Raw genomic sequence first — 23,126 nt, 5'->3', positions numbered from 1 at the left:
AATCTATGATTTGTTCGAGTGTTGAGCGATAAGCAAGATCAAATAAGGGCTGATTATTCAGCCCTTATTTTTATGTGTAAAATTTCAATCTAATAATGAATGACATTTAAAACAGCATAGATTGTGATATTTCAGCTTGCCTAGCTGATTTTAAAAATAGGGGCGTAAGCTATGAAATAAATTAGGATTTAACTTATTAAAACAATATAAATTTGCCTATCAATACCGTTCGTCATAAAATAATGTAAACTGCGTCACAAAATATAATGGATTAATGCTGGTATTCAATTTTAATTATAATTTTTGGTAAAAACTTTATTGAAATGAACTACTTAGTTTTAATTTTAATGAAATTGGATATTTTTTAATAACTTACTATAATGATTGTAAAATTATGTAATTAAAATGTGTCATATTATTAATGCATTGACCAATTAAAAAAATTTTGCGTCTCTCTTTAAATATGAAACTGGGTTGTTTTTATGAATTTAATAGAAACAGTTTTTGACTTTAAAGCGCTTTCAATGCAGCAGCAATCGTATTTTTTTGAAAAAATTTATCAATTCGATCAAAAAATCTTTCCAAATTCGAGTTTAGAAGAATTTAAAGCCTTTGTTTATGACCCCGATGCAATCGCAGTCACGGTTATTCAATATCATGATCGAGATCAAGTGGTTGGGCAAAATGTTATTCCTTTTATTTTGATTCATTATAATGAACAGCCTATGCATGTGGTCAATTCACGAGCGGGTTTTTTGTCTGAATATCAAAAACAAAATTTGACGATTCCAAGTGCAGTCAAAGCCATGTTGAATCGACGCTTAAAAAATCCATTTATTCCATTGTGGTTTGTGATTAGCATTAATCAACCGAAGATTTATTCTTTGTTTGCTTCGTGTTCTAAAAGTTTTTTCCCAAGAGTCGGGAAAACTATGCCTAAGGAATATCATGAAGTTTTGCAGCTTATGGCGGCACGGTATCCTGAAATTCAAAAGCGCGGTGAAGGCGTATATGTGCATGAAACTCATTCTCCAGCACGAAGTTTTGAGCAACTGATGCATTTGAGAATTCCGCAAGATGTACATTCCAATTTCTTTTTGCAGCACGCGCCTGATTATTTTGATGGTTGGGGCATTATGTGTATTTGTAAATTAGACGGTAAAACTTTATCTGAAACGGCACTCAATTTAGCACTAAACAGAAAAGTGGATTAGGTGCTTATCACATCGAAAAACTGTAATCCTCTGTACGTATCCTGTTGACTCTATACTGCAGTAGATGATGAATTTGGGCAGTGATGGGGTGTAACCATCATCTTCACCAAAGTTTTATTGAGTGAAATAATGATCTTGATGTTTGCAGTTGCGACAAAATAAGGACACATAATTTTCTGCGTCATAATCGACAGTCAGTTCATCCGATCCGCAGTGCATACAGCGTTTAAGTGAATAAAATTTAAGTCGTGCTTCAATTTTTCGCCAAGAACGCCACACAGGTTGAAAGAAAATCCTTTCGTCATAACCCAAAAAGCGGAAGAATAAAATTTCGCTCATATAGCTGAAAGGCAAATTAGGCGGGCGTGGCAGGGTAGAGGTCTCCCATTTTTCAGCCACTGACCGTTCTCGGTATTGCTGCACAGTCTTTTTCAGTAAATTGGTATTAATAAAGTTTTCATTACGCGGTTTGAGTGCTTTTTGTTGGTATAAAAATTCCAAAGCAGTTTGCACCAAGTAATAAATTTGCCCAACCGCCAAGACATCTAAAAGTCGGTAGCAAAAGCTCTGAAAACTATGGTTGCCCGCAATTTGTATTCCCCAAGTCCGACAATAAAATTGCATAAACTGCACAATCTCTTGATACAGCAATAAATACAGCGCATCTTTGACTTCATCTGCTGTTTTGAACGGTGTGCCCATACTCAGATTTTCATAAAACCAATAACGTAATTGTTGTGCAATGCTGAATAAGCTTGGTTCAGAATAACCATCTAAACGGACATTGATATAATATTGCTGCGCATTTTCCGCAAAATCTTTGGCAATTAATATTTGCTCTTTTAGCAAATGTTTGATCATGCCGTGCTGGAAAAAATAGTTGGGGGTAATATTTAAATACTTGATTTTTTCCCAATCTATAAATTCTTCATGTGGAATATGTTCCTGTGCATGCTGATCTAAAATACTCAATAAAAATAATTTATCTATAAAACGCAGCTGATTTAATTCGCGTTCAGGTGCATCCTGTTTTTTGAATTTTTGTTGTTCTTGCAAGCGGGTTTCCGCCATGATTTTTTTGCGTTGTTGGGTACAGCTTGCGCAATGACAGTTTTGTTGTTGGCTATTTTGAAAGATGCGATGTTCACAATGACTACATTGGTGAAAATTTAATTCCTGCTCATATTGTTCTGCTTCTACCCAATACATAGATGCCTGACACAAAGGGCATAATGTGCTTTCATCTAATTGTTTTTGCAGAATTTGTAGCATTGTGAAATAGAAGCTCAAGTAAATCGTGATATGTCATTATACATGGCTTGTGTACTGAAAAGTGGAAGCTTCTGTGCTTTTGATCATCATCAAAATTAGCCTGTGTTGGTCGTATTTGAAGTGAAGTTGCATATCAAAATATTAAATTTACGCGTAATAGCAATACAGGTATTGATTTAAACAGTCTGCTTTTATGTTACTTGTACAGGATTAATCCAGATAGGATTGAAAAGCTTGGGTTGAGCGCCCATATAAATCAGCATTGTTGAATAAGACTGAAATAGATTGTGCGCAGACAGATGTTGAAAGTTGTCGTATGATCATTGCAACTTTACAAAAACAAGCGCATCGCCACAAAGAATGAGGACAAGATGAATATTGCAGCAAATCCTATGGTTGAAGCCAGCCAAACTATCTATTTAAAAGACTATCAAAAACCTTCATTCTTGGTAGATGCTGTAGAGCTAGATATTCAAGTCTATGCAGATTACACCCAAGTGGGTGCAACATTGAAAATGCAGCGTCAGACTGCAGGCGATTTGGTGTTATTGGGCCGTGATTTAGAATTGAAATCTATTATTTTGAATGGCACGGAATTATCGGAAAGTGACTATCAATTAGATAGTGAGCAGCTTCGCATTGCAAATGCACCTGATCAAGTCACGTTAGAAACCATCGTGATCATTCATCCTGAAAGCAATACGCAACTTGAAGGCTTATATCAGGCAAGTTCTGATTTATTTGTTACCCAAAACGAGCCTGAAGGTTTCCGTAAAATTACCTTCTATCCTGACCGCCCAGACGTATTGTCGGTATTTACCACACGTGTTGAAGCCGATAAAAAATATCCTGTGTTATTGGCAAACGGCAACTTGTTAGAAACAGGTGAAGCAGGCGAAGGTCGTCATTATGCGATTTGGCAAGACCCGACCAAAAAGCCAAGCTATTTATTTGCTTGTGTGATTGGCGATTTGGCAGTCATGAAAGACCATTATGTGACATCTGAAGGGCGTAATGTTGCACTGGAAATTTATGCAGAAGAAAAAGACATTCCAAAATGCAAAATTGCTATGCAAGCGTTAAAACATTCGATGCGTTGGGATGAAGAACACTATGGTCTGCCGTATGATTTAGATAATTATATGATTGTGGCGACCAGTGCCTTCAATATGGGCGCAATGGAAAATAAAGGTCTGAATATTTTCAATACGTCATGTGTATTAGCCGATGAAGAATACACCACCGATGCTGCGATTATGCGTGTGCAGTCCGTGATTGCGCATGAATATTTTCATAACTGGACAGGTAACCGTATTACTTGCCGCGATTGGTTCCAGTTGTGTTTAAAAGAAGGTTTAACGGTATTCCGTGACCAGTCTTTCTCTGAAGATTTACAGTCTGCCGCAGTACAGCGTATTGATGATGTAGCGGTACTCAAAGCACATCAATTCCCTGAAGATTCTGGCCCGTTATCGCACCCGCCACGTCCAGATCATTTTGTAGAAATTAATAACTTCTATACCGCAACAGTCTATGAAAAAGGTGCGGAAATTAACCGCATGATGTCGACTTTACTCGGTAAAGAAAAATTCCGTAAAGGTAGTGATGAATATTTCCGTCGTCATGATGGACAAGCAGTCACGGTTGAAGATTGGGTCAATGCTTTAAGCGCAGGTTCAGGTGTTGATTTATCTAATTTCCTGACTTGGTACAATCAACCAGGCACACCAAAGCTTGAAGTGCAGGGCGAATACGATGCGGCTGCGCAGGTTTATCGTTTAAATTTAAAACAAAGTCTGAAAAGCAATGCCAAATATCCAAACTTAAAAGCATTGCCTATTCCTGTTGCATTGGCATTGTTCAATGCAGAAACAGGCGAGCAATATATTTTGCAGTCTGAAGCTTTGGTTGAAAACTCAGTAAAAGATGGTGTGTATTTGTTTGATCAGGCACAAGCAAGTATTGAATTTAGCGGTATAACTGCGCATCCCGTTGTTTCTTTATTGCGTAATTTTTCTGCACCTGTGAATTTAGAATTTAACTATTCTAATGATGAATTGGCATTTTTAATGCAGCACGAAACCAATGGCTTTAACCAGTGGCAGGCGACTCAGACTCTATTGGAACGTATTTTATTGGAAGAACATGCAGCAGATACTTATTTGCAAGCCATGAAAAATACAGTACCTGCTTTAATTGAAAAAGATCCTTTGTTGGCATCACGTATTTTTGATGTACCTTCTGAAGGCTATTTGGGCAGCCGTATTGATCAAAATTATCAACCTGAAAAAATTCAGCAACAACGCAATGCGCTGTTAGATACATTGGCGCGCGAACTTGGTGCATTCTGCAAAGAAACCTATTTAAGCCTTGATCCAGACATGCAGCAAGATTTCTCTCAGGCAATGGGTGTACGTGCTTTAAAGAATATCATGTTGGCGTTAATGGCACGTCAGGGCGATGCCAAAGCGTTTGAGCTGGCACAGCAGCAATACCATACCACTCGAAATATGTCTGAGCGTTTAGGGGTATTGCGTGTCTTGGTGTGGAATGATGCACCGCAAGCCAAAGCTGCTTTGGAAGATTTTTATACACGTTTTAAAGATGAAGCTTTAGCACTTGATCAATGGTTTATGGTTCAAGCTTCACATCCAAAAGCGACAGCTGAAACCATTCAGGCTTTAACTGCACATCCTGATTATGATTTGGGTACACCTAACCGTATTCGTTCAGTCAGTGGTGGTTTAAATAGCAACCCTGTGAATACATGGAGTTTTGGTGTTCAGCATTTTATTGACTTAGCCAAGTATTTAGATGAGAAAAACCCAATTGTAGGTTCGCGTTTATTGCAGGTGTTGTCGCGTTGGTACACTTTGGCAGAGCCACAACGTAACCAAGTGCAAGCAGCGTTGCTAAATTTGCAGTCTGTGGTGAAATCTAAAAACGTGGTTGAAACCCTAAATAGTATGTTAGAGGTTTAAGTTAAAAAACTAAAAGCCATTTCATCAATTCGTTGAAATGGCTTTTTTGTGGCTGGAATACATTAAAAATAATCTAGCTTAGTCACAGCGAATTTGATATTCATTTTTATAGTTGGTGTAAGTTTCATTTAATTCAGCAAGTAATTTTTTCTCGTTATATTGCCGATCTTCAGGTTTAGAATTTTAAGTACAATTGGCATATATTCATGTTTGTAAATCTGCGTATATTCTTCACAAATAATATGTTTGCGCTCATCTGCAGAATAGTTATCTAAATCGCGAAGCAAGATTTCATTCATTTTGGTATTGATGAGATCGAGTTCATCAAACATGCTTGGGGCTTGATCTGACGGTTGGGATGGGGAACAGCCGAAAGTGATAAAGCTACATATCAGAACGTAAACCCACTGCTTCACATTGACCCCAATGATAAAAAATCAAATTTATATTATAGCCTTAAAAGCGTAAAATTTAAGTGAATAGTCAGTTTTATTGGCAGTGAAATCAATTGAATGACAGTGTGTCGATTTTGTGTATTTAGACAATATGGCTGACTTGGGAAATGCAGTTTTATGTGTTAGTTTTGATGAAAATGAATGTTTTTCTGCGCTGAATTTCTGCAGATGAGTATCTAAAAAATCACGAAAAATTGAGGCATGAAATGGCTAAACATTATGACTATTTGGTAATTGGGGCAGGAAGTGGTGGTATTGCTTCGGCCAATCGCGCGGCGCAATATGGTAAAAAATGTGCATTAATTGAAGTTGCAGATTTGGGCGGGACTTGTGTCAATGTGGGGTGTGTGCCTAAAAAAGTGATGTGGTATTCTGCGCAAATCGCCGATGCTATTCAAAAATACGGCCCAGATTATGGTTTTAATACTGAATTAAAATCGCATGATTGGAATACGTTAATTCAAAATCGTCAAGCTTATATTCAGCGTATCCATGCATCGTATCAATCAGGTTTAGCTAAAAACAATGTTGATGTGATTCAGGGCTTTGCTCGTTTTGTAAATGAAAAAACAGTTGAAGTAAATCAGCAGCAATACACTGCAGATCACATTTTAATAGCCACAGGAACTGAGCCAACACGTCCAGATATTGAAGGGGCAGAGCTAGGAATTGATTCAAACGGTTTCTTTGAATTGCAACAATTACCAAAACGCACGGCAATTGTCGGTTCGGGTTATATTGCCGTAGAGTTAGCAGGTGTTTTAAATGGGTTGGGTTCAGAAGTTGGATTGTTTATTCGTAAACAATTGCCGCTGCGTAGTTTAGATCAATTTTTAGGTGAAACATTACTTGAATGTATGCGTGATGAACATATCCAAGTGCATACGCAAGCCATTCCAAAGAAAGTTACTCGCCAAGCGGATCAGTCTTTGTTATTACACCTTGAAGATGGTTCACAGCATGAGGTCGATTGTCTGATTTGGGCAGTTGGACGTAAACCAAATACACAAGCATTGAACTTGGCTGCTGCAAATGTGCAGATTGATGAAAAAGGATATATCAGTGTAGATCAATTCCAAAATACTAGCCAAGCGGGTATTTATGCGGTGGGCGATATTATTGGAAAAATTGAGCTGACACCCGTTGCTGTTGCCGCAGGACGTAAATTGTCTGAGCGCTTATTCAACAATAAACCAAATGAATATTTAGATTATCAAAATGTTGCCACAGTGGTCTTTAGTCATCCGCCTATTGGTACGGTGGGATTAAGCGAAGCACAAGCCATTGAACAGTTTGGGCAAGATCAGGTTAAAGTTTACCAATCTTCTTTTACCTCAATGTACACAGCTGTAACTCAGCATCGTCAAGCGTCTAAAATGAAATTGGTCTGCGTTGGTGATGAACAGAAAGTCGTGGGCGTGCATGGTATTGGTTATGGCATGGATGAAATTTTGCAAGGTTTTGCAGTCGCGGTCAAAATGGGTGCGACCAAGCAGGATTTTGACAATACTGTTGCAATTCATCCAACTGCTGCAGAAGAATTTGTGACCATGCGTTAATAGAATAGCGTGGTCGCTCACAAAGAGTATGGGTTAAAAAATCCATACTCGTTTTTATTTTTGAAATTTGTAGATAAAGATCAGAAGATAAACGTCAGAAAGATAAAGTTTGTTATCGTTATTTAGTTAGCCTAATAAGAAAACCCACCGAAGTGGGCTTGTGCGATCAAACACCATCCATTGTGTTTGGGGTAGATTATCTCACGAAAATGATTAAGGTTTGATTAAGAAATTTTTGTTTTATTAAGTTTATCTTTACAACTTTGTAGTCCATGCTGCAAAGACTTTAAATCTATGTTATAATATAACTTGTACAATAAAAATATCTCTATTCTCTCGTAGTTATTCATCATCATGCTGTGCTGCATTTATTTTCTATGCACTGCAAATTAAGTGTGATGAATGTTGTTGTATTAAAAACTATGCTCAAAATTTTAATTTGAGCTTGATTTGTAAGTTATAAATGAATTGGTGTAAATATTGAAAAAAATGCAAACAATGCTTGCGAAAGCAGTGAATGGTCGCGAAATTATGGTGTCTTTGGTGGCATCAAAGAAAAAGCAAAATACCCGTGATGGTTTTAAATGGGTCGAAGTCGGAAAACATGTGTTGTTGGAATGTGGTCAGGAAATTGAACTGAATTTAGATGGTCGCAGTTTTTATACCGATACGCATGAAATGTTCCGTTTACCGCATCGGGTTAATTAAGTTTTGGTCTGAAATGAATATTCAACCTAGCTAAACTGGATTGCATAATATGTAATTTAGAAAAGCTTTTAAAAGTTTTATCCAGAAAAATCCCGTTCATTGGCGAACGGGATTTTTTTATTTTATCTTTTACTGTGGCAGAGCACAGTTGGTAATGAATTAAACCTTAACAATCAAAACAGGAACAGGAGACTGAGTCAGTACGTTTTGGGCAACGCTACCGAGCATCATCTTTTTCACTCCAGTACGGCCATGCGAACCCATAATAATCAGGTCAGCACCAATTTCATTGGCAATTTGTACAATCCCTTCAGAGGCTGCAACACCGCGGATAATTTTGGTATCTACCGAAATACCTTCACGGCTAAAGGATTGCTGAATTTCAGCCAAACGATTTTGTGCATTTTGTTCAGCCTGCATGAAATAATCGGTAATTGCTGGTGCAACTTTGTAGAAGTCCACGCCTACAAAAGGATCAACTGCAATTACACTCATAATAGTAACAGGGCAATTTAGATCTTTTGCCAATGAAAGTGCTTGTTCGGCTGCAGCATAAGACATAGGTGACTCATCTACTGGAACAAGTAAGTGTTTATAAGTTGTCATGGCAAATCCTTATTAAAAATTTATGATGAAAATATGGCTTAAAATAGTGATTAAGCTTTAACTACAAGCACAGGTAATTCTGTATGACGTAATACGTCTGTGGCAAAGCTACCCAATAATAATTTTTGGAAACCTTTACGACCATGTGAACCCATCACAATCACATCGGCATTTAAGTCTTTCGCAGTTTTGATTACACCTTCAGCAGATACCAAACCCTCAACCACGCGAGTTTCTGCATTTACACCCACTGCTTTCGCAATTTCATCTGCTTCTTTTAATGCCTTTTGTGCATTGGCTGTCGCTTGCACAAAGTATTCTTTCATAATGGCAGATGAATAATTATAGTAAAAGTCAGAATCAGTAAATGGGTCTTCCGCAACAAGGCTAATTAAGGTGAGTTTACTGTTAAATACTTTGGCAATTTCAGCTGCATGTTTGACCGCTGAAAAAGAAATTTGTGAACCATCTACAGGGACTAAAATATTTTGGTACGACATGCGGGTAACTCCAGAAATTATGATTATTCGCCTTACACTTTATTGATAGCATATAGTCTATATAGGTTCAATTTAAAATCTGAAAAAAGATTGATAATTCATTTAATTACCCGCCAAATTTGCTGAAATAAAAGATAAGCTGAAGATGATGAAATTGCTCAACTCAACGGCAAGGCTATACGATAAAATAAGCTGCTAAATTTTCAAAATAAACAGCCCCAAATGTTTTGAATAACTTGGGTTTGAATTGTGCCTATGAATCTTGAGGGAATTGTGGTTTGAAATTATTTTGGATGTTGCTGTGTTTTATATTGTTAAGTGCTTGTCAAACCACGCAGCAGAACAGTCGAATCATTGCTGGTGCATTTAATCTCACCACAGGCTTGCAGCAAAAAATCATGGATCGCTATGCACCCAAAAACATACAAGTGCAACATGATATTGTGTATGCCACGCAGCCCAATTTGAGTTTTGACTTGTATCAAGACAGTCAATTGCAAGATTTAGCTGCACGCCCGACAATTGTCTGGATTCATGGTGGTGGCTGGATTGCAGGTTCAAAAGCCCACGCACGTGGCTATTTTAAATTATTAGCCGCGCAGGGCTTTAATGTAATTGCCGTACAATATCAATTTGCCCCGCATGCAACTTATCCTACTCAGTTGCAACAAATTGATCAGGCTTTAAATTACATCACGCAACATGCAGAAAAATATCAGCTTAATCCACAACAATTATATTTAGCAGGCGATTCTGCAGGGGCGAATTTAGCGAGCCATTATGCCGCATTATTGAGTAATCCTGTATTTGCACAGCAGTCTAATTTACAGCCGACTATTCAGCACAAACAACTTAAAGGGCTGATTTTGCACTGCGGGATTTATGATCTAAAAGCGTTTGTTGAAACTGCGCCAGATGAAATGAATATCGTAGAGTGGGGTGTTTATAATTTGGTGCAGGCTTACACGGGAGATCGGAAACAGGACAGTGAATTTCTGAAGAATATTTCGCCTATTCAACATTTAACGGCAAACTATCCTGCGGTATTTATCAGTGGTGGTAACAAAGACTTTTTAACAGAAACTCAATCTATGCCGATGCTGCATGCTTTACAGCAACAGCAGATTCCTGTGACGACAGCATTTTATCCAGATACAAAAGCATGGTTAATTCACGAATATCAATTTTTTATGCACCAAAAAGAAAGCCAGCAAACTTTTGCTAAAACAGTAGAATTTATCCGAAGCACAGCAGACCCTAATGTATCGCGCATACAATAAATCAATACGATGCTTCAGAAAAAGTGTTTTTTAACTGCTTAAGTTATTTAGCTTTTGCTGTTTAAACTTTAAAACTGCCAAAACCACACAACCAAAAATCAGTCCCCAAAATGCAGAACCAATACCAAAAAACTGCACCCCAGAAGCACTAAATAAAAAAGTCAATAAAGCAGCTTCACGTTCTGCAACCTGCTGAAAAGCGAGGGCGATGTTGTGTCCAATGGTGCCAAGCAGTGCAATTCCTGCCAAAGCTGTAATAAAAACAGCAGGGAATGCCATCAGCAAACTGGTAAGCGTTGCCGCAAATATCCCCATCAAGATATAAAACAAACCGCAGCTAATTCCCGCAATATAGCGCTTACTGGCATCGGGATGCGATTGATCATCTAAGCTAATCGCAGCACTGATGGATGCGATATTGACACTAAAACATCCAAATGGCGCGAAAATCGCTTGTGCTGTGCCTGTCCAACCAATTAAGTGACGTACATTTGGGTTAAAACCATAGCTTTTGATCATGGCAAGACCGGGTAAATATTGCGATGCCATATTAATGACAAACAAAGGCAGGGCTAAACCTAAAATAGCAGACCAACTTAATTCAGGTTGCATCCAAACTGGTTGTGCAATACTCCATTGCACACTCGGCATTTGAAATTGCAAGAAGATTGGGCATAGTGCGACCCCAATCAATACAGTTAAAACAATGCTATAACGCGGGCTAAATCGTTTTGCCAATACATAGGCTGCCAATAAAGACAAAATAAATGCCCATGCTTCTTGCAGACTGGTAAATAGGGCAATCCCAAATTTAAGCAGCACACCTGCCAACATGGCGCTGGTTAAGCTTTGTGGAATATAAGTCAGTACCTTTTCAAAAATACCCAAAAAGCCAAGCACTGCTGTGAGTACGCCACAAAACAAAAATGCGCCAATTGCTTCGTGTAAGCTATAACCGCTGCCCGTGGCGATAATCAGTGCCAAGCCTGCGGTAGACCATGAGGTCGCCACAGGATATTTAAATTTCCAAGATAAAATCAGCCCGCTTAGACCAATACCTAAACCCAACGCGCAAAACCAAGAGCTGATTTGCTCAGCACTTGCGCCTAAAATTTGAGCTGCCTGAATGACTAAAACCGCGGAAACACTAATACCGACCAAGAAGGTAATAAAACCTGCAAATACTGCAGGCACAGAGAAGTCATTTAAAAGTTTTTGCATGCTTTCTTAGACATATTTTCTATAATTTATGAACAGATCATACACATTTGAACAAATAGTCAAAAGTGTTTTTTATACTTTTTTTATAGCGTTGAGCTTGCCAGTCTAAAGCCAAAACCGCAGAACAAAATACCAATGCTTGCAACGCAAATGGCTGCAATTTTATAGCGTTGATTGAAATAACTGGCTAATTTGACTCCTGAAAAAATCAAGATAGATAAATAACCCATGCTAATGATTTGTAGGACGATGGCTAAAACAGCAAAGCTCAGCATCGGGTAGGTGTAATCAGGATTGACGAATTGCACAAAAAAAGACAAATAAAACAAAATTGCTTTTGGGTTAATAACGCTAATCATTAAAGCAGTTCGGTAGGGATGAACCCGTTCAGTTGTATTGCTCGTTGCTGTTGTAGAAAGATTGGCGTGCGAAGTTCTGGTTTGTGGAAACCATGTTTTATAGGCTGCAATCAGTAGTTTAATACCTAAATAGCCTAAGTAGAGCGCACCAACTACTTTTAATAAGGTGAATAGCCATGGAAAAGCATGCAATAATGAGGCTGCCCCTAAAATGGTGCACACAATTAAAATCAGATCACCCGTAAATACACCGAAAGCAGCTGCATAGCCTGTGCGTATCCCAAAGCGTGAAGCCACTGACATGACATAGAGTGAGTTTGGGCCAGGCAAGAGCACAATTAAGGTTGTGCCAATTATAAAAGTGCTGAGGTCACTAATACCAAACACGCAAACTCACCTAAATAAAAACCGATGTTGCAGTATAACAACATCGGTTTTGTGGCTTAGTAAAAATTTTGGAATTTTACTGGGATAGGTTAAAGCTTAAGCTTTAATCTCTGCATCTAAGCCGAAAGACTGGCGTAATAGGGTGGCAAGTTGCTCACGCGCTTTAATAAAGCCATCAATGCCGCCTTGTAACAATTGGAACGCCATCAAATCTGCCTCAAGTTGCGCTTTGAATTGTTCCTTTTCAATTGCTGCCAGTGGTTCAGCTTGAACTTGAATGCCATTGGTCGATAACGCTGCAGCGACTTCTCGTTCATCAGCTTCAAGTTCTGCCAATAAATTTGGTGCAACGGTCAATAAATCACAACCAGCTAAAGCCAAAACCTGATCAATACTACGGAAACTCGCGCCCATAATTTCAGTTTGTACTTGATGCTGTTTATAGAATTGATAAATTTTCTTCACCGAAAGTACACCCGGATCTTTTTCAATAGGGTAGTACATGACATTTTCAGCTTTTTTATACCAATCTAAAATACGACCCACAAATGGTGAAATCAACGTCACTTTGGCATCTGCACAAGCATGTGCCTGATGTAAACCAAACAATAAGGTTAAATTGGTGTGAATGCCTTCGGCTTCCAACACTTTCGCCGCTTGAATGCCTTCCCATGTCGATGCAATCTTAATCAAAATGCGGTCTGAATGAACACCATAAGCTTGGTACAGTGCTAAAAGTTCTTTGGCTTTGGCAATGGTCGCATCAGTGTCATAAGACAAAGAAGCATCCACCTCAGTCGAAACACGACCTTCAATCAGCTTTAAAATTTCTACACCAAATTTGACCGTTAAAATATCAATGCTGCGCTCAACCAATAGATCATTTGTATAACCTTCAGCTTTGGCTTGCTCAAATGCAGCTTCAATCAACGCTTTATTCTCAGGTTGATTTGCAGCCGCCGTAATGAGTGATGGGTTGGTGGTCGCATCCAAAGGACGAAACTTTTCAATCGCAGCCAAGTCACTACTATCTGCAACAATGGTGGTTAAGTTTTTTAGTTGATTTAAGGCTGTCTGTGTCATTCGAGATCTAGTTCTTAGGTTATTGCTTATACATTCAGTTATATCACAAACAGCTTTTAACCCAAGTACCAAGTAAGAGGGTTTGTGGATTATTTACCAGTTTTTCTCAGATTTCGGACGTGATTAATCAAAAAATGAGCAGCAGCGCCCAATTGATGTTCTCGGCTCCAGACCAAATCGACAAAATATTCAAATTTTGGGGTGAAATCTAGCAGCTGTAAAATTTTTAATTCGTGTTGTAGTTCAGGATGTTCATTCAGCATTTCCAAGGGCAAGACACCCCAGCCTAAACCCTGCTTAATCATACTGCAGGCAGAATGATGATTATCGGTACGCCAATAGTGCTTAGAAAATAACAACTCGGGTTTAATCTGCCGATCACGGCTCGCCACTACAATTTGCCGATTTTGTAAAATCTGTTCAAAACTGACTTGATCAGATTCAGCCAGCGGTGAATGTCGGGCAGCGACAGGCACTAAAATTTCACGTTTTAATTCCACAAATTGTTCACTGCTTTGTAATTGTTCGCGTTCAAACATAAAGGCCAAGTCCGCTGCTTGAGTCATGAGTAAATGCAGTGCATCTTCTTGTGGCGCAGAGAAAATATTGATCTGCAATTCAGGAAATTGCTGTTCTAGTAACACAATATAATCTGTCCAGCGAGTGTGTAGTAATTCAGACACCACCACAATATTTAAGTGTGCTTCCAGCCCAGAACTGAGCGCAAAAGCATGTTGTTTCCACTGCTTCATTTCTATGAGCAGTTGTTTGCTTTTTTCGTAAAGACTCTGCGCTTGTGGGGTAGGCAAAGGTTCACGCCCAATCCGTTCAAACAGTTTTAGGTCTAAATCAATTTCTAAATTAGCAATGGACATACTAATTGCCGAAGGCACCTTGCCCAATTGGCGTGCAGCTGCAGAAAAAGAACCCGTTTCCATGACGGTGATAAAAATAATCAGCTGATCTTGATTGATATTCATGGCTGAGCATTCGTTTTACTTTTCAATATTATTGATGGATTCTAACTCGATTGGTCAATTAAATGAAAATAAAATAAGCGGGGAAGGATAAGTATTTGAGTAAGCAGATGTTGATTTCCAAAAGAAGATGGGTACATGCCCTGAGTTATGAAGTGATTTTATTGGTCATCATTGCTTTGGCATTAAGTTATGTGTTTGAAATGCCAATGCAAGTGACAGGTGGTCTAGGCATTGCGATGGCGGTGACATCGGTGCTGTGGAATATGTTTTTCAATCACTATTTTGAAAAGTTTGAAGCCAAACACAAACTCAATAGAACCTTGAAAATACGGGTATTACATGCCGTAGGTTTTGAAGGTGGACTGATGCTCGCGACCATTCCAATGGTGGCCTATGCCTTACAAATGTCGATCGGGCTGGCGATTTTAGTTGATTTGGTGATGACGCTCAGCATTTTGGTCTATACCTTTATTTTCCAATATTGCTATGACCATATTGAGGCTAAATTAGGTTATGCGCCTCAATACCGCACATAAACTAGAAGCGACTACTTGTGTCGTTGCCGTAGGTGCCACACAATAGAAAAAGCCACTTACAAAGTGGCTTTTATTTGAATCTAATTCAGGTTAAGACAGAATTATTTTTCAATAATTGCTGTTACACCTTGACCGCCTGCAGCACAAATTGACACCAATACACGACCAGAACCTTTTTGATTCAGAAGTTTGGCTGCAGTTGCAATAATACGACCACCTGTTGCTGCAAATGGGTGACCTGCCGCTAAAGATGAACCTTTAACGTTCAGTTTGCTGCGATCAATTGAACCTAGAGGTGCTTCTAAACCTAAACGTTCTTTACAGAAGTTTGGATCTTCCCATGCTTTTAAGGTAGACAATACTTGAGATGCAAACGCTTCGTGAATTTCGTAATAATCGAAGTCTTGTAAAGTTAAGCCCGCACGCTCAAGCATACGTGGTACTGCATAAGCAGGCGCCATCAATAAGCCTTCTTTTTTACCTACAAAATCAACTGCTGCAGTTTCTTGGAAAGTCAAATAAGCTAAGACTTCATGACCGTTGGCTTTTGCCCATTCTTCAGATGCAAGCAATACACATGATGCACCATCGGTAAGTGGGGTAGAGTTACCCGCAGTCATGGTACGCGCATCACCTTTACCAAAAGCAGGTTTTAACTTCGCTAGTTTTTCTACAGTTGAATCTGCACGTAAGTTATTGTCACGCTCTAAACCTAAGAATGGTGTGATGAGATCGTCAAAGAAACCTTCATCATAAGCAGCAGCCATTTTTTGATGTGAAGATGCTGCGAGTTCATCTTGCGCTTCACGAGAAATGCCCCATTCAAGCGCTGTAATTGCTTGGTGGTCGCCCATAGATAAACCAGTACGTGGTTCGCCATTACGTGGCGCATCCATCAGGTCTTTAACGTTGATTTTAGTTAATGCTTTTAAGCGGTCTTTACCTGTTTTTGCAATGTTGAGTTCAAGCAAAGCTTTACGTAAACCATCACCAAAGGCAATTGGTGCGTCAGAAGTCGTATCTACACCGCCTGCAACACCAACCTCGATTTGACCCAGTGCAATTTTATTCGCAACTAAAAAAGCAGCCTGCAAGCCAGTACCACATGCTTGTTGTATATCGTAAGCAGGTGTTTCAGGAGCAAGGGCAGTATTGAGTACGCACTCACGAGTCATGTTAAAGTCACGGCTGTGTTTGAGCACTGCACCTGCAACAACTTCACCCAAACGCTGACCTTGTAAATTGAAGCGTTCAACCAAGCCATTTAATGCTGCTGTAAACATATCTGTATTAGATGCAGTAAAGTAAGCGCCATTAGAACGTGCGAATGGAATACGGTTACCACCGATAATAGCAACGCGGCGAACAGTGTTTTGGCTCATAATTTTATCCTGTTGAACAGAGGTATTGGTATTAGATGGTGCTTTTGTTTGCGTTGAAGCAGTTGTTTTAGCACGGCTAGTCGTGCGGGTACGTGTAGTTTTTGTCGTACTCGTGTTGGAACGGGTTGCAGTGTTGCTACTTTTGCTTGTACGTTTAGCAGTTGATGTATTTGACACAGAATCCGTTGCAGAATTTTCCACTGCTGGATTTTCTTGAGTTGTTTTGCTCATAAGGCTTTTCCAAGCATGTTAAGGGTCTACTTGATGCGTACATTAGCACAATAGTATGACAGCTGAATTGACTACAATGACATTGCAGAATGCATTCAGGTCAAGACATCTGATAATTAACTCAAGTATGATTTAGCACAAACGGGTAACGCTATTGAAATGTGGGCATTTGGCATCATATTGATGTTAAAAGATATCGTGTAATCCATCAAAAAATGAATTTATGAGAGATAATAATCATGACTGATCAATACCAAACATTTGCAAAATCTCCTATTGGTAAATTTGTCATTAAAAATTTGGGTTTACCATCCCCAACTTTTTTAGAGCGTTTCGAGTCTGCAACACCAGTGGTAAAAGGTGCAGTACTTTTAGGTGCAGCCCCTGCAAGTGATTTATCTGCTGAAATTGCACAGGTTTTAGCCAATGTACATGCCAATAGTTATGCAGGCAACAATGCAGAATTGCAACAAGCTGCGGCAAAAGTAGGTTTAAATTTAGGTGCGTTCAATTTGGGCGATAAAGAATCTAAATTTAAAGTGGTGGTGTTTGATGCTTCAGGTATTGAAAACTCAGAACAATTAAAAGCGCTTTATGATTTCTTTAACCCAATCGCACGTCAAATTCAGGCTTCTGGTCGCGTGGTGGTGATTGGTACTACACCAGAAACTGCAGGCAGTGTAAAAAAAGCCATTGCACAACGCGCTTTGGAAGGTTTTGTAAAATCGGTAGGCAAAGAATTTAAAAAAGGCATTGCGGCTAACTTAATTTATGTCGATCAAGGTGCTGCAGCAAACTTAGAATCTACGTTACGTTTTGCCATTTCACCACGTTCAGCTTATGTGTCAGGTCAGGTGATCCGTGTCTCGAATGCTGCAACTGTAGAGGTAGATTGGGCAAAACCATTGGCAGGTAAAACTGCTGTAGTGACAGGTGCAAGCCGTGGTATTGGTGAAGCGATTGCGCATGTGTTGGCACGTGATGGTGCACACGTTATTTGCCTAGACGTTCCACAACAACAAGCAGATTTAGACCGTGTTGCTGCTGAAATTGGTGGTTCAACGCTAGCAATTGACATTACTGCTGCAGATGCAGGCGAGCAAATTAAAACAGCTGCCGCTGCACAAGGTGGTTTGGATATTATTGTGCATAATGCGGGGATTACCCGTGACAAAACTTTGGCAAATATGAAACCAGAGCTTTGGGATTTAGTCATTAACATCAACTTGTCTGCAATTGAGCGTGTGAACGATTACTTATTGGCAAATGATGGTTTAAATGCCAATGGTCGTATCGTTTGCGTATCTTCAATTTCAGGTATTGCAGGCAACTTGGGTCAAACCAACTATGCAGCATCTAAAGCTGGCGTGATTGGTGTCGTGAAATTTACCGCACCTGTTTTAAACAACGGGATCACGATTAATGCCGTTGCACCTGGCTTTATTGAAACGCAAATGACTGCTGCAATTCCTTTTGCCATTCGTGAAGCAGGTCGTCGTATGAACTCTATGAGTCAAGGTGGTTTACCTGTAGACGTTGCAGAAACCATTGCTTACTTTGCTTCATCGGCATCGACAGGTATTAATGGTAACGTGGTACGTGTTTGTGGTCAAAGCTTGTTAGGGGCTTAACACCTTCAAAGTTCTCTCCCTTGGTGAGGGGATTTAGGAGAGGGAGATAAGGGGATAGATTATTAACCCTTCTCTCTAGCTTTCTCCCAGCGGGAGAAAGAACTCCATTAAATAAATTAGAAAAACTTCTCAAAGGTTCAGTATGAATACTCGCCATTTTAGTCAACTTCCAAAACCCTATTTAGCCTATCCAAAAGTGATTCAGGGCTTAATTTTTAAAAAGCCAAAAGGTGAAAAAGTTCTGCCGCAAGTTGAATATGTGGTGGATTCATTCAAGGTCGATCAAAAGCACTTAAAAGCCTATAATGCAGTGACAGGTTTTAAAAATAACGGCTATATTCCTGCAATTTATTTGGCTGTATTGTCACAAAGTCTGCAAATGCACATGATGACCCAAGAAGCATTTCCATTTGCAATTTTGGGCTTGGTGCATATTCGCAACCAAGTCAAACAAAGCCGTAAAGTTGGATTGAATGAACAACTGACCTTGTCGTGTAAATTTGGTGAATTGCAACCACATGATAAAGGCGTACAGTTTGATTTTATTACCACTGTTAAAGTAGGCAATGAGGTGGTGATTGAAGGTTTAACCACGTATTTAGCACGTCAAAAAACCACCACTAAAGCAGCTGCAAAATCTGCAGAAAGCAAAGCGCCAAACTATGCCGTTCAAGCTGAATGGGATATTTCTGAAAATACGGGTCGCCGTTATGCCTTAACGTCTGGCGATTTTAACTTAATTCATATCCACGCGATTACTGCAAAAGCATTTGGCTTTAAACAAGCGATTGCGCACGGCATGTGGAGCAAAGCCAAAGCCTTATCGAGTTTGACTTTGCCAGATGCCTATGAAGCCGATGTCTGGTTTAAGTTACCTATGTATTTGCCATCTAAAGTTGAGTTTTTAACTGCAACGGACGCTAAAAATACAGATTTTTTAATTCGTAACAGTAAAAACCAAAAACCGCATGTGACAGGTGTTGTCACCGCGCTTTAATTCAGTGATCGAAAGCCCAGATTATTTAAATTTGGGCTTTTTATTTGCGCTAAACTTTTATTAACAAGAAAAACGAGATAAACAGGACGATGCAACATTTAAAGGATTATATTTTTGCTGAAACTGAAAATTATCGTGGATGGGTTGCGCCTGAATTTCATGATTTAGCGATGCAATTTAGCCGTTTGCAAAATGCACGTAGCCAACAGGGCGGGGCTGCTTTAGCGGTGTACTTTCAAGGTCAGAAAGTCGTCGATATTTACACAGGCAAAAAGTCGCCAGATGAAGACTGGCAAGCCGATACCTTATCTGTATGTTATTCCACAGGCAAAGGTGTATTAGCGACACTGGCACATATTTTGGTCAGTCAAGGACTGGTCGATTACGATACTCCCATTTATATATACTGGCCTGAATTCGCCCAAAATGGCAAAGCATTGATGACCTTAAGGCATGTGCTGAGTCATCAAAGTGGTTTATATGACATCCGTAATATCATTGCCGATGCGACTGAAATGGCAGATTGGTCGCACATGCTGGATGTGTTGGCTCAAGCCAAGCCACGTTTTGATGTAGCAAGTGAGGCAGCGTATCAACCTTTAACTTTTGGCTGGCTGGTCGGTGGGATTTTAGAAAAAGCTACAGGTCAAAAATTGGCTGAATTGATGCAGCAATACTTGGTTGAATCTTTGGCTTTGGATGGGGCGTATTTTGGTGTGCCTGCGTCTGAGCTTTCCCGTGTCGCACGACCATTTAAAACTGCTGTGACATCAGCGCAAACAGATGCATCATCTACAAATAAACAGACAGCTAAAGTTAAAAACCAAGCTAAATCGAGCAAACGTCCTGTATCAATATTCGATAAAGTCATTGCATGGAGTGGGCAAAATCCGCAAGACTTTCAGGATGGCATGATTCCCAAAGGCATGAAAAATTTTAGTTTTTTTAGTGATACAGGCTTACAAGCCGTGATTCCTGCTGCCAATGGTGTATTTACTGCACAAAGTTTGGCACGTATTTATGCCATGTTGGCGCAGGGTGGATCATGGCAAGGTCAGCAATTGATTCAGCCTGAAGTTTTTCAGCAATTGAGCCAAGTACAATATGTACAGCGTGATCGGGTCATGCCTATCCCGATGCATTGGCGATTAGGCTATCACCGTGTATTAAGTTTGGGTAAGCGCTCTCACGGTTTTGGACACATGGGTTTTAATGGTTCAGGCGCGTGGTGTGATCCTGACCGTCAACTCAGTTTTGCCTATACCCATAATTTTGCTGCAGGTTCTTTAATTGGTGATTATCGACTTTGGGGACTGAGTCAGGAAGCCATTCGCTGTGCAGATCGGCAATTGCAAGGGCGTAAAGGCTGGTTTTAGGCGTGATTGTACGTTCACTCTTTGCCAAAAAAACAGTATGCTTAGACCTGTAAAAAGGAGCATTCATGTATCAGGTACTTGCGCGTAAATATCGTCCTCGTAATTTTAATGAATTGGTGGGACAAAACCATGTATCACGGGCATTGACCAGTGCTTTGGAACGTGGGCGTTTGCACCATGCTTATCTTTTTACGGGAACACGTGGTGTAGGTAAAACTACCATTGCGCGTATTTTGGCCAAATGCCTGAACTGTGAAACAGGCGTGACATCTACCCCATGTGAAGTGTGTCCGACCTGTACTGCGGTCAATGAAGGTCGTTTTATTGATTTAATCGAAATTGATGCGGCGTCACGTACTAAGGTTGAAGACACACGTGAGTTGCTCGATAACGTACCTTATGCACCGACTCAGGGACGTTTTAAGGTTTATCTGATTGACGAAGTGCACATGCTGTCTACGCATTCGTTCAATGCTTTGCTAAAAACTTTGGAAGAACCGCCTGAGCATGTGAAGTTTCTGTTTGCGACCACAGACCCACAAAAACTCCCTATTACTGTGATTTCGCGCTGTTTGCAATTTACTTTGCGTCCATTGCAGGTCGATGAAATTACCAGTCATTTAACGGATATTTTAGCCAAAGAACAGATTGTTGCAGAGCAAGATGCAATTTGGCAGATTGCTGAATCTGCGCAAGGTTCTTTGCGTGATGCGATGTCTTTGACAGACCAAGCCATTGCTTATGGTCAGGGTGAAATTCATCATCAAGATGTCAAAGACATGCTGGGCTTGATTGATCGCACCATTATCTATGATTTGATTTTAGCGATTCATCAAAACCAACAGCAGCGTGTGAGTCAGTTGTTATTACAATTTAGACAGCAAGCTTTAGATGTGTCTTTGGTGTTGGATCAGTTAATTTCGACACTGCATGAATTGGCAATCATGCAATATCTGCCAGATTTAAACCTAAAATACAGTGCTGAAATTAATCAAAAAATTCAGCAGCTTGCGGGTCTGATCTCTGCACAAGATTTACAGTTGTATTATCAAATTGCTTGTAAAGGACGCGCCGATTTACAAATTGCCGTAACCCAAGAACAAGGCTTTGAAATGTGTGTACTGCGTTTACTGGCATTTCGACCTTTGCAAGCCAATGAAGTGTTGGTTGCTGCGCCACAAAATACTGCACAAACAGCGGCTTCCCAGCCAGTTGCTCAAATGGAGCAAACTCCACAAGCTGTGGCAACTCAAAATACAGCACAAGCGGAACAGCATGTAACTGAATTAGATGCGGTTGCAACACCTGATCTTGATGGATTTGACTATGAGGATGACGATTATTCAGATCACACCACGACACAAACCAGTGTTGCAGAACCTTCTTCAGATGATTTTTTAGATGAGGATGAGCCTGAAGCTTTAACACATCAAGATCAACAGTCGATTCAAGCGCAACAACCGACTCCGCAAGCGCTACACTCAACAGCTGCGATTTCACCAGAATCTATGTCAGAACCTGCAGTGAATGAAGAAACTGCAATACAGGCTGAGGATAAGCAATCTGAATCTATCGTGTTTGATCCAAATGCAGATGCACAATTGTTTGGTTTAGATGAAGATGCCTCATCGGTAAGCACTACATCTGATGTGCAAAGTCATGATGATTTTTTACTGGAAAGTTTTGATGCCGTTGCACCGTTAGGTGATCTTGCTGCATCAGCCGAAACATCGCTAGTTTCATCTACACTACAATCGAATAATGCTTCACCGTCAATTACACAAAATGTAAGTAATGCAGAAACCGCTTTATTTGATTTAGCAGCGACTGAAGTCGAACCGAATGTTGCCAGTGCGACAGCACAACCGCAGCAAACCATAGCATCTAATGCCGATGATCAATTAATGCCGCAGGATATTCTGCGTTTACAGCCGCAAGTTTTAGAAGGTGAGTGGACTTTAGACAAGTGGGAATATTGGTTTAGACACAGCGAGTTGTCACCTGCCGTGCAAGAATTGGCGCAGCATGGCGTAATGACGGGGCAGATTAATGCTGAATCGGTTTTTCATATTCCTGAGCAATATCAGCAGTTATTGACTCAACTGCAACATGCTTTAGAAAGTGCTTTAAAAGAACAGTGGAGTAAAACTCTGTTTAAAGTGCAATATGAAAATGTGGATGACACGACACCGTACATTTTGCAGCAACAGCGCAAACAACGCGCTTATCAACGGGCTGAAAATTTATTGCATCAAGAACCGATTGTGAAAGATATTTTGCAAAACTTTGATGGCGAATTACATAACATTCAGTTGAAATAACCTGTTGTTAGCTTTTGTTTGCAGAATTTTAAGGCTGGGTCAAACCA

Annotated in this window: 18 protein-coding genes; 10 read left to right on the top strand and 8 right to left on the bottom strand. The window is 39.8% G+C overall.

The features are described from left to right. Positions 1–482: 482 nt before the first annotated feature. Positions 483–1,214, top strand: coding sequence for a hypothetical protein (locus tag J4G44_RS09610; protein WP_179988640.1), 732 nt, complete (start codon positions 483–485; stop codon positions 1,212–1,214). 114 nt (positions 1,215–1,328) lie between these two features. Here the strand turns inward: J4G44_RS09610 and J4G44_RS09605 are convergent, their stop codons facing one another. Continuing rightward, entirely contained in the window at positions 1,329–2,486 is a 1,158-nt protein-coding gene (locus tag J4G44_RS09605) for a hypothetical protein (RefSeq protein ID WP_004973232.1), read from the bottom strand. 371 nt (positions 2,487–2,857) lie between these two features. Here J4G44_RS09605 and pepN point away from each other — a divergent pair, with 371 nt between their 5' ends. The 3 genes from pepN to J4G44_RS09590 all read left to right on the top strand — a co-directional run bounded on the left by pepN (position 2,858) and on the right by J4G44_RS09590 (position 8,189). After that, the gene (gene pepN / locus J4G44_RS09600; RefSeq protein WP_180158707.1) at positions 2,858–5,467 is read left to right on the top strand and encodes an aminopeptidase N; all 2,610 of its coding nucleotides are present in this window, start codon (positions 2,858–2,860) and stop codon (positions 5,465–5,467) included. 661 nt (positions 5,468–6,128) lie between these two features. After that, complete coding sequence (gorA, locus tag J4G44_RS09595; protein ID WP_004973241.1) at positions 6,129–7,481, top strand: glutathione-disulfide reductase; 1,353 nt, start codon at positions 6,129–6,131, stop codon at positions 7,479–7,481. Positions 7,482–7,970: 489 nt separating this feature from the next. After that, entirely contained in the window at positions 7,971–8,189 is a 219-nt protein-coding gene (locus J4G44_RS09590) for a hypothetical protein (RefSeq protein WP_004973244.1), read from the top strand. A 159-nt stretch (positions 8,190–8,348) separates the two neighbouring features. On the opposite strand, the gene J4G44_RS09585 is transcribed toward J4G44_RS09590, so the two are convergent. Together J4G44_RS09585 and J4G44_RS09580 are read right to left on the bottom strand one after the other, a co-directional pair. Further along, positions 8,349–8,795 carry a universal stress protein gene (locus J4G44_RS09585; RefSeq protein ID WP_004973247.1) on the bottom strand — a complete coding sequence of 149 codons (447 nt, stop codon included), beginning with the start codon at positions 8,793–8,795 and terminating at the stop codon, positions 8,349–8,351. Between the two features lie 50 nt (positions 8,796–8,845). Further along, positions 8,846–9,295 (bottom strand): universal stress protein, encoded by a 450-nt coding sequence (locus J4G44_RS09580; protein ID WP_004973248.1) that lies wholly within the window; start codon positions 9,293–9,295, stop codon positions 8,846–8,848. Between the two features lie 293 nt (positions 9,296–9,588). Between J4G44_RS09580 and J4G44_RS09575 the strand changes: the two genes are divergently transcribed. Further along, positions 9,589–10,575: an alpha/beta hydrolase gene (locus J4G44_RS09575; RefSeq protein ID WP_207973957.1), complete on the top strand. Its 987-nt coding sequence runs from the start codon at positions 9,589–9,591 to the stop codon at positions 10,573–10,575. A 30-nt stretch (positions 10,576–10,605) separates the two neighbouring features. Here the strand turns inward: J4G44_RS09575 and J4G44_RS09570 are convergent, their stop codons facing one another. The 4 genes from J4G44_RS09570 to aceR all read right to left on the bottom strand — a co-directional run bounded on the left by J4G44_RS09570 (position 10,606) and on the right by aceR (position 14,605). Then, entirely contained in the window at positions 10,606–11,796 is a 1,191-nt protein-coding gene (locus J4G44_RS09570; RefSeq protein WP_178865750.1) for a benzoate/H(+) symporter BenE family transporter, read from the bottom strand. Between the two features lie 83 nt (positions 11,797–11,879). Continuing rightward, positions 11,880–12,542: a leucine efflux protein LeuE gene (leuE, locus tag J4G44_RS09565; protein ID WP_004973255.1), complete on the bottom strand. Its 663-nt coding sequence runs from the start codon at positions 12,540–12,542 to the stop codon at positions 11,880–11,882. Positions 12,543–12,638: 96 nt separating this feature from the next. Further along, positions 12,639–13,625, bottom strand: a complete 987-nt coding sequence (gene tal, locus J4G44_RS09560) for a transaldolase (protein WP_136144603.1) — start codon at positions 13,623–13,625, stop codon at positions 12,639–12,641. Between the two features lie 89 nt (positions 13,626–13,714). Continuing rightward, positions 13,715–14,605, bottom strand: a complete 891-nt coding sequence (gene aceR / locus J4G44_RS09555; RefSeq protein WP_004973259.1) for an HTH-type transcriptional regulator AceR — start codon at positions 14,603–14,605, stop codon at positions 13,715–13,717. Between the two features lie 107 nt (positions 14,606–14,712). On the opposite strand from aceR, the gene aceI reads away from it, so the two are divergent. After that, on the top strand, positions 14,713–15,141 hold the full coding sequence (gene aceI / locus J4G44_RS09550) for a chlorhexidine efflux PACE transporter AceI (RefSeq protein WP_180158706.1): 429 nt from the start codon (positions 14,713–14,715) through the stop codon (positions 15,139–15,141). A gap of 101 nt (positions 15,142–15,242) precedes the next feature. Here aceI and J4G44_RS09545 read toward each other — a convergent pair whose 3' ends face one another. Further along, positions 15,243–16,754 (bottom strand): acetyl-CoA C-acetyltransferase, encoded by a 1,512-nt coding sequence (locus tag J4G44_RS09545; RefSeq protein WP_180158705.1) that lies wholly within the window; start codon positions 16,752–16,754, stop codon positions 15,243–15,245. 239 nt (positions 16,755–16,993) lie between these two features. On the opposite strand from J4G44_RS09545, the gene J4G44_RS09540 reads away from it, so the two are divergent. From J4G44_RS09540 to dnaX, 4 genes are all read left to right on the top strand, one after another. Beyond that, the gene (locus J4G44_RS09540) at positions 16,994–18,385 is read left to right on the top strand and encodes a 3-oxoacyl-ACP reductase (protein ID WP_207973589.1); all 1,392 of its coding nucleotides are present in this window, start codon (positions 16,994–16,996) and stop codon (positions 18,383–18,385) included. Positions 18,386–18,527: 142 nt separating this feature from the next. Then, positions 18,528–19,382 carry a MaoC family dehydratase gene (locus J4G44_RS09535; RefSeq protein WP_179988634.1) on the top strand — a complete coding sequence of 285 codons (855 nt, stop codon included), beginning with the start codon at positions 18,528–18,530 and terminating at the stop codon, positions 19,380–19,382. Between the two features lie 89 nt (positions 19,383–19,471). Next, entirely contained in the window at positions 19,472–20,758 is a 1,287-nt protein-coding gene (locus J4G44_RS09530) for a serine hydrolase domain-containing protein (RefSeq protein WP_180043638.1), read from the top strand. 65 nt (positions 20,759–20,823) lie between these two features. Continuing rightward, positions 20,824–23,079, top strand: a complete 2,256-nt coding sequence (gene dnaX, locus J4G44_RS09525) for a DNA polymerase III subunit gamma/tau (RefSeq protein WP_004973273.1) — start codon at positions 20,824–20,826, stop codon at positions 23,077–23,079. Positions 23,080–23,126: the final 47 nt, after the last annotated feature.

It is taken from the genome of Acinetobacter towneri, from assembly GCF_017498585.1.
Taxonomy (GTDB): Bacteria; Pseudomonadota; Gammaproteobacteria; order Pseudomonadales; family Moraxellaceae; genus Acinetobacter; species Acinetobacter towneri.
Note: the sequence above shows the minus strand (reverse complement) of the source record. Positions and strands in the feature narration are given on the sequence as shown.